Origin of the sequence: Pseudomonas sp., assembly GCF_032058845.1 — a bacterium.
Classification (GTDB): domain Bacteria; phylum Pseudomonadota; class Gammaproteobacteria; order Pseudomonadales; family Pseudomonadaceae; genus Aquipseudomonas.
On record NZ_DAMCCR010000118.1, the window covers coordinates 1 to 11,397 of the forward strand.

Annotated in this window: 10 protein-coding genes and 1 pseudogene; 2 read left to right on the forward strand and 9 right to left on the reverse strand. The window is 64.7% G+C overall.

Annotation, left to right across the window (positions count from 1 at the left end; genetic code table 11):
• Window positions 1-470 precede the first annotated feature (470 nt).
• From hutU to hutC, 3 genes are all read right to left on the reverse strand, one after another.
• Window positions 471-2,144, reverse strand: coding sequence for a urocanate hydratase (gene hutU / locus RT028_RS17725; protein WP_312936413.1), 1,674 nt, complete (start codon window positions 2,142-2,144; stop codon window positions 471-473).
• A 205-nt stretch (window positions 2,145-2,349) separates the two neighbouring features.
• Entirely contained in the window at window positions 2,350-2,925 is a 576-nt protein-coding gene (locus RT028_RS17730) for a HutD family protein (protein ID WP_312936414.1), read from the reverse strand.
• Window positions 2,922-3,677, reverse strand: a complete 756-nt coding sequence (gene hutC / locus RT028_RS17735; protein WP_312936415.1) for a histidine utilization repressor — start codon at window positions 3,675-3,677, stop codon at window positions 2,922-2,924. The genes RT028_RS17730 and hutC overlap by 4 nt, the downstream gene beginning before the upstream one ends.
• Window positions 3,678-3,774: 97 nt before the next feature.
• Here hutC and RT028_RS17740 point away from each other — a divergent pair, with 97 nt between their 5' ends.
• On the forward strand, window positions 3,775-5,145 hold the full coding sequence (locus RT028_RS17740; RefSeq protein ID WP_312936416.1) for a formimidoylglutamate deiminase: 1,371 nt from the start codon (window positions 3,775-3,777) through the stop codon (window positions 5,143-5,145).
• 79 nt (window positions 5,146-5,224) lie between these two features.
• On the opposite strand, the gene RT028_RS17745 is transcribed toward RT028_RS17740, so the two are convergent.
• The 5 genes from RT028_RS17745 to RT028_RS17765 all read right to left on the reverse strand — a co-directional run bounded on the left by RT028_RS17745 (window position 5,225) and on the right by RT028_RS17765 (window position 10,445).
• Window positions 5,225-5,797: a lipocalin family protein gene (locus RT028_RS17745; protein ID WP_312936417.1), complete on the reverse strand. Its 573-nt coding sequence runs from the start codon at window positions 5,795-5,797 to the stop codon at window positions 5,225-5,227.
• A complete protein-coding gene (bamE, locus tag RT028_RS17750) occupies window positions 5,794-6,048 on the reverse strand; it encodes an outer membrane protein assembly factor BamE (protein WP_312936418.1) in 255 nt (84 codons plus the stop codon). Before bamE ends, RT028_RS17745 begins: the two co-directional genes overlap by 4 nt.
• Window positions 6,049-6,229: 181 nt before the next feature.
• Complete coding sequence (locus tag RT028_RS17755) at window positions 6,230-6,826, reverse strand: DUF924 family protein (RefSeq protein ID WP_312936419.1); 597 nt, start codon at window positions 6,824-6,826, stop codon at window positions 6,230-6,232.
• Between the two features lie 3 nt (window positions 6,827-6,829).
• On the reverse strand, window positions 6,830-7,840 hold the full coding sequence (locus tag RT028_RS17760) for a class 1 fructose-bisphosphatase (RefSeq protein ID WP_312936420.1): 1,011 nt from the start codon (window positions 7,838-7,840) through the stop codon (window positions 6,830-6,832).
• 154 nt (window positions 7,841-7,994) lie between these two features.
• Window positions 7,995-10,445: a glycogen/starch/alpha-glucan phosphorylase gene (locus tag RT028_RS17765; protein ID WP_312936421.1), complete on the reverse strand. Its 2,451-nt coding sequence runs from the start codon at window positions 10,443-10,445 to the stop codon at window positions 7,995-7,997.
• Window positions 10,446-10,638: 193 nt separating this feature from the next.
• On the opposite strand from RT028_RS17765, the gene RT028_RS17770 reads away from it, so the two are divergent.
• On the forward strand, window positions 10,639-11,043 hold the full coding sequence (locus RT028_RS17770) for a YkgJ family cysteine cluster protein (RefSeq protein WP_312936422.1): 405 nt from the start codon (window positions 10,639-10,641) through the stop codon (window positions 11,041-11,043).
• A 151-nt stretch (window positions 11,044-11,194) separates the two neighbouring features.
• Here RT028_RS17770 and RT028_RS17775 read toward each other — a convergent pair.
• Window positions 11,195-11,397: pseudogene (locus RT028_RS17775) on the reverse strand (translational GTPase TypA); the annotation flags it as partial.

Below are 11,397 nucleotides of genomic sequence, written 5' to 3' on the forward strand. Positions count from 1 at the left end.
GTCCAGCGCTGGAGTCAGACCTAGCGCTCCTGTGGGAGCGGCTTTAGCCGCGATGAGGCGCAAAGCGGCCCCGATCACTTAACTCCCACAGGTCCAGCGCTGGAGTCAGACCTAGCGCTCCTGTGGGAGCGGCTTTAGCCGCGATGAGGCGCAAAGCGGCCCCGATCACTTAACTCCCACAGGTCCAGCGCTGGAGTCAGACCTAGCGCTCCTGTGGGAGCGGCTTTAGCCGCGATGAGGCGCAAAGCGGCCCCGATCACTTAACTCCCACAGGTCCAGCGCTGGAGTCAGACCTAGCGCTCCTGTGGGAGCGGCTTTAGCCGCGATGGGGCGCAAAGCGGCCCCGATCACGCTCCTGTGGGAGCGGCTTTAGCCGCGATGGGGCGCAAAGCGGCCCCGATCACTTAACTGAACGGCATTACCCTGAAGATCCCTTTTATTGTTGTTGAAGCGGGCGCTGGGCCAGGGGGTCAACCGGTGATCATCGGTAGATCGAGGCCCTGCTCGCGGGCGCAGTCGATGGCGAGGTCGTAGCCCGCATCGGCATGGCGCATGACGCCGGTGCCAGGATCGTTGCTCAGCACGCGGGCGATACGCGCGGCCGCTTCGTCGGTGCCGTCACAGACGATGACCATGCCCGAATGCTGCGAGAAGCCCATGCCAACGCCGCCACCATGGTGCAGCGACACCCAGGTGGCGCCGCTGGCGGTATTGAGCAAGGCGTTGAGCAAGGGCCAGTCAGACACCGCATCGGAGCCGTCCTGCATGGCCTCGGTCTCGCGGTTGGGGCTGGCCACCGAGCCTGAGTCCAGGTGGTCGCGGCCGATCACCACCGGCGCGCTCAACTCGCCCGAGCGCACCATCTCGTTGAAGGCCAGGCCGAGCTTGGCGCGCTGGCCCAGGCCGACCCAGCAGATACGCGCCGGCAGGCCCTGGAAGGCGATGCGCTCGCGGGCCATGTCCAGCCAGCGGTGCAGGTGGGCGTCGTCCGGAATCAGTTCCTTGACCTTGGCGTCGGTCTTGTAGATGTCCTCGGCGTTGCCGGACAGCGCCGCCCAGCGGAACGGGCCGATGCCGCGGCAGAACAGCGGGCGGATATAGGCCGGCACGAATCCGGGGAAGTCAAAGGCATTGCTCACGCCTTCTTCCTTGGCCATCTGGCGGATGTTGTTGCCGTAGTCGAAGGTCGGCACGCCCATCTTCTGGAAGTCGAGCATGGCCTGCACGTGCACGGCCATGGACTGCTTGGCGGCCTTGACCACCGCGTGCGGGTCGGTCTGCGCGCGGTCGCGGTACTGCTCCCAGGTCCAGCCGATCGGCAGATAACCGTTGAGCGGGTCGTGGGCGCTGGTCTGGTCGGTTACCATGTCCGGGCGCACGCCACGGCGTACCAGTTCCGGGAGGATTTCGGCGGCATTGCCCAGCAGGGCCACGGAGATGGCCTTGCCTTCGCGGGTGTAGCGGGCGATGCGCGCCAGGGCGTCGTCCAGATCGGTGGCCTGCTCGTCGACGTAACGGCTGCGCAGGCGGAAATCGATGCTGCTCTGCTGGCATTCGATGTTCAGCGAGCAGGCGCCGGCCAGGGTGGCGGCCAGCGGCTGGGCACCGCCCATGCCACCCAGGCCTGCGGTCAGCACCCAACGGCCCTTGAGGTTACCGGCGTAGTGCTGGCGACCGGCTTCGACGAAGGTCTCGTAGGTGCCCTGGACGATGCCCTGGCTGCCGATGTAGATCCAGCTGCCGGCGGTCATCTGGCCGTACATGGCCAGGCCCTTGGCATCGAGCTCGTTGAAGTGCTCCCAGTTGGCCCAGTGCGGCACCAGGTTGGAGTTGGCGATCAGCACGCGCGGTGCGTTGCTGTGGGTCTTGAACACACCGACCGGCTTGCCCGACTGCACCAGCAGGGTTTCGTCGTCTTCCAGGCGGGTAAGGGTTTCGACGATCTTGTCGTAGCAGGCCCAATTGCGCGCAGCCCGGCCAATGCCACCGTACACCACCAGTTCCTTGGGGTTCTCGGCGACCTGCGGGTCGAGGTTGTTCATCAGCATGCGCAGCGGCGCTTCGGTCAGCCAGCTCTTGGCGGTAAGGGTGGTGCCCCGTGGGGCACGAATATCGACGTCACGGTATTTGTTGTTGTCAGTCACGGGAGAGGTCCTTTGCGGTCGTCCGCGGCAGGGTGGCGATGACGGCTATACAAACACAGCTTTACTTGTATGTACAAGCATGGACAAGCAAATAATCCGTGGGTGTTTCCATTCGCCACTGGCGCTCAAGCATCTGGGGTTACGGCGCGCACCGGCACCGGGCACGGCGTGGCGGCAGGCGAACGCAGGGCATTTCGGACAGCGTCTAAAGCCTGGGCGTCAGCTCGATGACGCAGCAGCGGCCCTGTATCTGCAGCTGCGCAAGCGTCTGGTCTTGCGTGATGTGCAGGCAGTCATGGCGTCGCAGCGCGTGCGTCTGGGCCTCGTCGCACTGCACCTCGACCTGCTCGCCTGCAGCGAACACCAGCACCGTGGCGGCCGAGCTGAACAGGTGCGCATACCCGTCCAGCCACTGCAGGCGTGCGGCGAACCGGCGCGGTTGGTAGATCAGGTTGAAGTCCCGAATCGGCCCGCCCCGCAGCTGGCAGCTGGCCTCGCTCTGCCCGCTGAAGGCGAAGGCGTCGAACGCCAGCAACGGCCTGCTGATCTGGCCATCGACCTGCAAGTGCATGCCATCGCCTTCGAGTACGGTGATGATCCGCTGGCACCCGGCAAAGCGCGAGAAAGCACCGGAGGCCTGAATGTCGGCAATCGACACGCGCCAGCCGAAACCCTCGAGGCCATCACCGCAATCGCGGGCGACCTCTTTGGTGACGCCGCCGCCATTCTTCCAGGGCATACGCGGGTAATCCTGGGCACGCAGGCAGCGCACCTGGCTCATTTGCCGAACCGCCCTTCGAGGCGATGCCGAGAGCCTGGGTGAATCAGCCGTGCGGCGGTGACCGGCTGGCGACCCGACCAGGTACGGCGGCGAATCAACAGGCACGGCTCGCCGCGCTCGATGTGCAGTAGCGCGCACTCGTCCGGCTCGGCCAGGATGGCCTCGACCACGTGCTCGCCTTCGGTCAGCGGCGCCACCTGGGACAGGTAGGCATAGGGCGTGCGCAGGGTGAAATCCTGCTTGAGGTAATCCGGGGCGACCTGCGCATTGACGTAACGGTCTTCGATCTGCACCGGCACGCCGTTCTCGAAATGCACGATCAGCGAGTGAAACACCCGCTGCCCTTCGCGCACATCCAGGGCCAGGGCGCGCTCGGAGCCTGCGGTCTCTTCGGCCAGCAGCACCACGTGGCAGCTGTGGCGATGGCCACGGGCGGCGATTTCGTCGGCGATGTTGTTGACCTCGAACAGCGCCGAGCGGCCTTTGGGCTCGGCGACGAAGGTGCCCACGCCTTGCATGCGCACCAGCCGGCCATCGGCGGTGAGTTCGCGCAGGGCGCGGTTGATGGTCATGCGGCTGAAGCCCAGCTGGCTGACCAGCTCGGCCTCCGACGGCACCCGGTGATGGGCTGGCCAGCTGCCGTTGTCGATGTGCTGAACGATCATCTGCTTGACCCGTGCGTACAGCGGCGCCGGCGAATCACCCAGGTGGGCAGCCAGCGTGGAAACAGGGGGTGTGGCCACGGTGGGCATCCTTGTGCGGGGGAATGACGACAGCTTGCCGGAGTTTACCGGGCCATCAAACGCCTGTATATGTCTATACAACCAACCACAACAGGGATTTCCACGGATGCCTGCCTACTTCGCCGAACGCGCGCTGTTGCCCGATGGCTGGGCGCGCGATGTGCGCCTTGAGGTCAACACCGACGGCGTGCTGACCCGTATCGAAGCCAACGCCCCGGCCGAGGCTGCCGAGCGGCTCGCCGGGCCGCTGCTGCCTGGCATGCCCAATGTGCACTCGCATGCTTTTCAGCGCGCCATGGCCGGGCTGGCCGAGGTGGCCGGCAACCCCAACGACAGCTTCTGGACCTGGCGCGAGCTGATGTACCGCATGGTCGGACGCATTCGCCCCGAGCACCTGCAGGTGATCGCTCAACAGCTGTACATCGAGATGCTCAAGGCCGGTTATACCTCGGTGGCCGAGTTCCACTACGTGCACCATGACCTCGACGGCGCCGCGTATGCCGATCCGGCCGAGCTGTCGCACTGCATCAGTGCCGCCGCCAACGCCAGCGGCATCGGCCTGACCCTGCTGCCGGTGCTCTACAGCCATTCCGGCTTCGGTGGCCAGCCGCCCGGTGACGGGCAGAAACGCTTCATCCAGAGCACCGAGCAGTACCTGCGCCTGCACCAGCAACTGGCACCGCTGCTGGCCGCGCAGCCTGCGCAGGCACTTGGCCTGTGCTTCCACTCGCTGCGGGCAGTGACACCCACGCAGATCAGCGAAGTACTGGCGGCCGCTGATCGTACCTGCCCGGTGCACATCCACATTGCCGAGCAGCGCAAGGAAGTCGATGACTGCCTGGCCTGGAGTGGGCGTCGGCCGTTGCAATGGCTATATGAACACGTCGAGGTCGATGCACGCTGGTGCCTGGTGCATGCCACCCACGCCGATGCGCACGAAGTGCGCGCCATGGCCGCCAGCCAGGCGGTGGCCGGCCTGTGCCTGACCACCGAAGCCAACCTGGGCGATGGCCTGTTTCCGGCCGTCGACTACCTGGCCCAGGGCGGGCGCATCGGCATTGGCTCGGACAGCCACGTATCACTCAGCGTGGTCGAGGAACTGCGCTGGCTGGAATACGGCCAGCGCCTGCGTGACCAGCGGCGCAATCGCCTGCACGGTAGCGATCAGCCGATGCTCGGGCGCCATCTGTATGACAACGCCGTACAGGGCGGCGCGCAGGCCGTTGGCCAGCCAGTCGGCGCCCTGGCTGTCGATCAGCGCGCCGACTGGCTGGTGCTCGATGGTCAGGACCCGTACATCAGCAGTAGCGAGGGCGACGCGATCCTCAATCGCTGGCTGTTCGCTGGCAGTGACCGGCAGGTGCGCGATGTGATGGTCAACGGCCGCTGGGTCGTGCGTCAGGGCCACCACGCTCTGGAGGATCAAAGCGCCCAGGCCTTCACCCGCGTGTTGCGCCAGTTGCTGGACCAGGGTTGAACACCCTGACCCACGCTGTCAGCAGACGCGTGACTCAGCTTTGGAGCCGCCCGACTGAACACGACGGTCCCTGCGCCGCTCAGTGCATCCTGGCGATGTCGCGGTCGGGCAGGCGCCAGACCAGACGGGTGGTGTCATAGCCCTGCTGGCGCGCCTTGGCCAGCAGGCTTTCACGCTCCCAGGCCGACAAGCCCTGTGTACGAGACAGAATCCACAAGTACTTGCGGTCCGGGCTGCCGACAATCGCCGTGCGATAGCGTGGGTCGACGTAGAGAATCCAGTACTCGGCACGGGTCACCCCCGGCAGCAGACGGGTCAGGCCGCTGTCGAACTCCACCCACAGCTTGTCGGTGTGGCCGACCGTCTGCACGTTGGCGTGACCTTGGGCGCGCAACCACTCATCGCCCAGCGTGCGGCAACGGTTGAGCACATCGAAGCTGCCGTCGGGCTTGAGGTTGTAATGGGCTTCGGATTGCGCGCAGGCGTCCTGATGCGCCATCGGCAGGCGAGCCAGTTCGTACCAGGTGCCCTGGTAGCGCTTGAGGCTCACGTTGCCGGCGGTCTTGGGTGCCAGTGGGTCATTGGCCGGGCTGGCGCAACCGGCCAGCAATGCCAGGCAGCACGCGGCTGCCAACAGGCGTGGCGTACTCACTTGAGGCCCTGCCCCGAGTACATCAGCACCTTGCCGGTGGCGTACTGCACGCTGATGAAGCTCTTTTCGTCACCCCAGGTGCAGCTGGTCATGCCCAATGCGCCCGAGCACTCGGTGGGCGTGCCCAGCAGCTGCTCCACCTCGGCCTTGCTCATGCCAGCCTTGAGCCGGGCATAATTTTCCTGGTTGATCTTGCTGCAGGCGGTCAGGACGACGCAGAGGGTCAGCAAGGCGAAAACGCGAAACGACATGGGGAGACTCCTGGACATGGGGCACAGGCATGGAAACCTGCAGCGTCCTTGGAGGGCAAAAAGTCGATCCGGTTCCCCATCCACAGCCGCATCGGGCGCTGCCATTGATCGGAATGCCAGGGCCAGGTGCGCAAAAGCCCGGCAGCGTCGCAAGACACTGCCGGGCTTTCGGGTGTACCGTCTAGAAGCGCGAACCCGGCTCCAGCAGGAAGTCCATTTCCTCGTCGGTGCTGGGCCGCTCCAGCAGCAGGTTGCGGTGCGGGAAGCGGCCAAAGCGCTCGATGATCCGCTGATGCTGCTCGGCGTAGTCGAGGAAACCCTCGAACAGACGCCGGCTCGACTCAGGCTGCTCGTCGAGCAGGGCCTGGTAGCGCTCCACGCTGAGGTTCTGCCAGTCGAGCACCTCGGCATGTTCGAGCACCAGCAGCACGAACACGCGCTGGATCGGCAGCAGTTGGTAGTCCAGTTGCTTCTGCAGGCCCTGCATGGCCACTACCTGGGCCCGCCGGTCGCCATCGAAGGCGCGGGCGGTGTCGCGGTAGAGCATGCGCGGCAACTGATCGAGCAGCAGAATCAGGCCGAGCCAGCCCTGCGGGCTCTGCTGCCATTCATCCAGGCCGCCCTCGAGCGCCTGCTCGACCAGCTCCCCGAACAAGGCGCGGGCCTCGTCGTCATGGTGCTTGCCGAACCACAGCGTGCTCTTCTCATCGGCCACAGCCTGGGCGTTGACGCCCCAACCGAACCACCACTCCAGCAACGGCTGCCACGGTGCGAGCATGACTTACTCCTTGTGATAGGCAGTAGCGCGCTCGACCTCTTGCTTCGAGCCGAGGAATACGGGCACACGCTGGTGCAGGCTTTCGGGCTTGATGTCGAGAATACGATCACGGCCGTTGGTGGCCGCGCCGCCCGCCTGCTCGATGATGAACGACATCGGGTTGGCTTCGTACATCAGGCGCAGCTTGCCCGCCTTGCCTGGCTCGCGGGAATCGCGCGGGTACATGAACATGCCGCCGCGGGTCAGGATGCGGTGCACGTCGGCCACCATCGAGGCGATCCAGCGCATGTTGTAGTTCTTCTTCAGCGGGCCGGTTTCACCGTCCAGCAGCTCGCTGACGTAGCGCTGCACCGGGGCTTCCCAGTGACGCTGGTTGGACATGTTGATGGCGAATTCTGCGGTGCTTTCCGGCACCGTGATGTCTTCGTGGGTGAGCACGAAGCTGCCCAGCTCGCGGTCCAGGGTGAAGCCCTTGACGCCGTTGCCCAGGGTCAGCACCAGCATGGTCTGCGGGCCGTAGATGGCATAGCCGGCAGCGACCTGCTCGGTGCCCGGCTGGAGGAAGGCGTTTTCGTTGAGGGTTTCGTTCTGGCTGAGGTATTCGCTCGGGCAGCGCAGTACCGAGAAGATGGTGCCGACCGACACGTTGACATCGATGTTCGACGAGCCATCGAGCGGGTCGAAGACCAGCAGGTAGGCACCTTTGGGGTAGCGACCCGGAATCTGGTAGGCGTTGTCCATTTCCTCGGAGGCCATGCCAGCCAGGTGGCCGCCCCACTCGTTGGCTTCGAGCAGGATGTCGTTGGAAATCACATCCAGCTTCTTCTGCACTTCGCCCTGCACGTTTTCAGTGCCCATGCTGCCCAGCACACCGCCCAGGGCGCCCTTGGACACATGGTGGCTGATTTCCTTGCACGCGCGCGCCACCACTTCGATCAGGAAACGCAGATCGGCAGGGGTGTTGTTGCTACGGGTCTGCTCAATCAGATAGCGACTCAGGGTAACGCGAGACATGTATGGCTCCGACAGGATGGGGGAGGAAAAACCCCGGCAGTTTACAGGGAGAGACGCACGCTAGCGAGCAATGCGACTTGACTGGCCGATCAGACGACGCTTTGCCCAGTCAGTTCAGCCATCCCTCGCGGCGCGTGGCCGCGAGGGGACTGGTTCAGTCCAGGGCATTCCAGATTTCGCTGGCGTATTCGCCGATGGTCCGGTCAGACGAGAACCAGCCCATGTGCGCGGTGTTGTGCACCGCCATGCGCCACCAGTCTTGCGGAGTATTCCACAGCGCATCGACACGGCGCTGGGCGTCCCAGTAGGCGTCGAAGTCGGCGCAGACCAGGAAGCGGTCATAGCTGACCAGCGCGTCCATGAAGCCGGTATAGCGCGATGGGTCATCGGGCGAGAACACCCCGCCGCGAATGGCCTGGAACACGTCATTGAGCCGGTGCGAGGCACTCAGCGCAGCGCTGGCACCGTAGTCGTCGTCACGCTTGCGCGCCTGCACCTGCTGCGCGGTGAGGCCGAAGATGAACATGTTCTCCATCCCCACGTGCTCGCACATCTCGACATTGGCGCCATCGAGCGTGCCGATGGTCAGCGCACCGTTGAGGCCGAACTTCATGTTGCTGGTGCCTGAGGCCTCGTAGCCGGCGGTTGAGATCTGCTCGGACAGGTCGGCCGCCGGAATGATGCTCTCGGCCAGACTGACGTTGTAGTTGGGCAGGAACACCACTTTCAACAGGCCGCGCACGGTGGGGTCGTTGTTGACCACCCGGGCGATGTCGTTGGTCAGCTTGATGATCAGCTTGGCCTGGTGATAGCTGGCCGCTGCCTTGCCGGCGAAGATCTTCACCCGTGGCGCCCAGTCGCCGCTCGGCTCGGCGCGAATGGCCTGGTACAGGGCCACCGTGTGCAGCAGGTTGAGCAGCTGGCGCTTGTATTCATGGATGCGCTTGACCTGCACGTCGAACAGCGCGTCCGGGCTGACGGTCACGCCGGTACGCTCTTGAATGATGCTGGCCAGGGCCGTCTTGCTGTGCAGGCGCTGGGCGGCAAAGCGCTCGCGGAAATCGGCCTGGTCGGCAAACGGCGCCAGGCGCGGCAGTTGCCCTTGCGGGTCGTCGAGCAGCTCCGGGCCGAGGGTGTCCACCAGTATCTCGGTGAGCTTGGGGTTGGCCTGGTACAGCCAGCGGCGGAAGGTGATGCCGTTGGTCTTGTTGTTGATGCGGCCCGGGTAGAGCTTGTGCAGCTCGGCGAACACGGTGCTCTTCATCAACTGGCTGTGCAACGCCGACACGCCGTTGACGCTGTGCGAGCCAAGGAAGGCCAGGTTGCCCATGCGCACACGGCGGCCGTTGTCTTCCTCGATCAGCGACACGGCGCGCAGCACGTCGAAATCGTGCTGGCCTGTGGCGCGCAGCGCATCGATGTGGTGGGCGTTGATCAGGTAGATGATCTGCATGTGCCGCGGCAGCATGCGCTCCATCAGCGCCACCGGCCAGGTTTCCAGCGCCTCTGGCAGCAGGGTGTGGTTGGTGTAGGCCAGGGTGCCGACGGTGATTTCCCAGGCCTTGTCCCACGGGATTTCGTGCTGGTCGACGAGCAGGCGCATCAGCTCGGCCACGGCGATGGACGGGTGCGTGTCGTTGAGCTGAATGGCGGCGGAGTCCGGCAGGTTGAGCAGGCTCTCGTGCATGTTCAGGTGGCGGCGCATCAGGTCTTGCAAGGAGGCGCAGACGAAGAAGTATTCCTGGCGCAGACGCAGTTCCTGGCCAGCCTCGGTGCTGTCGGCCGGATACAGCACGCGCGAGATGCTTTCGGCGCGCGCCACTTCGGCCACGGCGCCCAGATGGTCGCCGGCATTGAAGCGCTCCAGGTGCAGCTCCTCCAGCGCTCGGGCCCGCCACAGGCGCAGGGTGTTCACGCTCGAACCCCGCCAGCCGACCACCGGCGTGTCGTAGGCCACCGCGCGCACGGTTTCGCCGGGGGTCCAGACCTGACGCTGGATGCCGTTGTTGTCGGTGAGGGTCTCCACGCCACCGCCAAAGCTGATCGGGTAGATCACCTCAGGGCGCTCGAACTCCCACGGGTTGCCGAAATCCAGCCAGTTCTCGGTCTGTTCCTGCTGCCAGCCATCGACCAGCGCCTGACGGAACAGGCCGTGCTCGTAGCGGATGCCGTAGCCGTGGGCGGCGATGCCCAGGGTGGACATGCTTTCCATGAAGCATGCAGCCAGACGGCCCAGGCCGCCGTTGCCCAGCGCCGCATCAGGCTCGAGCAGACGGATGCGCTCGAGGTCGACGTCCAGCCCGGCCATGGCCTCGCGGGCGATGTCGAGCAGGCCCAGGTTGCTCAGGCTGTCGTACAGCAGCCTGCCGATGAGAAATTCCAGGGAAAGGTAATAGACCCGCTTCTGGTTGCGTCGGTAGGCACGCCGGGTGTGGTCCATCCAGTGCTCGACCATGTGGTCGCGCGCCGCCAGGGCAACGGCTTCGAACCAGTCGTGCTCACCTGCGTGTTCGGGGTCCTTGCCGACCGAGTAGGTCAGCTTGGCCAGTACGGCGGCACGAAAATCGGCCACCTCTGCTTCGCGTACGTGGGTGTCCTGGGGCATGCGGCGTCCTCGGAAAGATTGACGGAGGCGGAGGAAGAGGGTTGAGACTAGACGCTTCGACCCGAAGTGCAGGCTACGGTTCGCGATTAAATGGCCAACGGCCATTCGGGCAAAAGATTGTTCACATTTTGAGCAACTCCGGTATGATCGCGCGCCCTGGACCGTGATCCGCCAACCTGTACCCTCCCCTACGATGAAAACCACCCTGATTGCCGCGGCCGAAGTCGACCGCCTGGAAACCTGGCAACGCTATGCCAGCCACATGTGCGGCGGCTGCCACTCCACCTGCTGCACGCTGCCTGTGGAAGTGAAGATCAACGACCTGATCCGCATCGGTGTGGTCGATGAATTCGAGAAGAGCGAGCCACCCAAGGCTATCGCCAAACGCTTGCAGAAAGATGGCATCGTCGAGCGTTTCAATCAGAAGTCGGGGATTTTCACCCTGACGCGCATGAGCAATGACGATTGCCTGTACCTGGATCGCAAGAGCCGCCTGTGCACCATCTACGACAAGCGCCCGGATACGTGCCGCAATCACCCGCGGATCGGGCCGCGGCCGGGGTACTGCGCGTACAAGCCGAAAGCGCAGGTGCGCTGAAAGCCGCTCGTGCCGTGCTGTGGGATGAATTGGGCCGCAAGCCCGACTTCAACTCGGCAGGCGACTGCCGCGATGGGCACCTAGCCCCCAGACAAACAAAAACGCCCCCGGCCTTTCGATCGGGGGCGTTTTTCATTCAGCCAGAACTAACTCAGTTCTTGGCTTTCTTGGCAGCGCGGGTACGCTCGCTTTCGTCGAGGATCTTCTTGCGAAGACGGATCGACTTTGGCGTGACTTCGCACAGCTCGTCTTCCTGGATGTACTCCAGCGCCTGCTCCAGGGTGAAGCGAACCGGCGGAACCAGGGCGATGACTTCGTCTTTGCCCGAAGCACGCATGTTGTCGAGCTTCTTGC

Bases quoted from the DNA above. Each gene is read 5' to 3' on its own strand.
- RT028_RS17730 (WP_312936414.1), bottom strand. From the start codon at position 2,925: ATGAGCCAGGTGCGCTGCCTGCGTGCCCAGGATTACCCGCGTATGCCC.
- hutC (WP_312936415.1), bottom strand. From the start codon at position 3,677: ATGCCCACCGTGGCCACACCCCCTGTTTCCACGCTGGCTGCCCACCTG.
- RT028_RS17740 (WP_312936416.1), top strand. From the start codon at position 3,775: ATGCCTGCCTACTTCGCCGAACGCGCGCTGTTGCCCGATGGCTGGGCG.
- bamE (WP_312936418.1), bottom strand. From the start codon at position 6,048: ATGTCGTTTCGCGTTTTCGCCTTGCTGACCCTCTGCGTCGTCCTGACC.
- RT028_RS17755 (WP_312936419.1), bottom strand. From the start codon at position 6,826: ATGCTCGCACCGTGGCAGCCGTTGCTGGAGTGGTGGTTCGGTTGGGGC.
- RT028_RS17760 (WP_312936420.1), bottom strand. From the start codon at position 7,840: ATGTCTCGCGTTACCCTGAGTCGCTATCTGATTGAGCAGACCCGTAGC.
- RT028_RS17765 (WP_312936421.1), bottom strand. From the start codon at position 10,445: ATGCCCCAGGACACCCACGTACGCGAAGCAGAGGTGGCCGATTTTCGT.
- RT028_RS17770 (WP_312936422.1), top strand. From the start codon at position 10,639: ATGAAAACCACCCTGATTGCCGCGGCCGAAGTCGACCGCCTGGAAACC.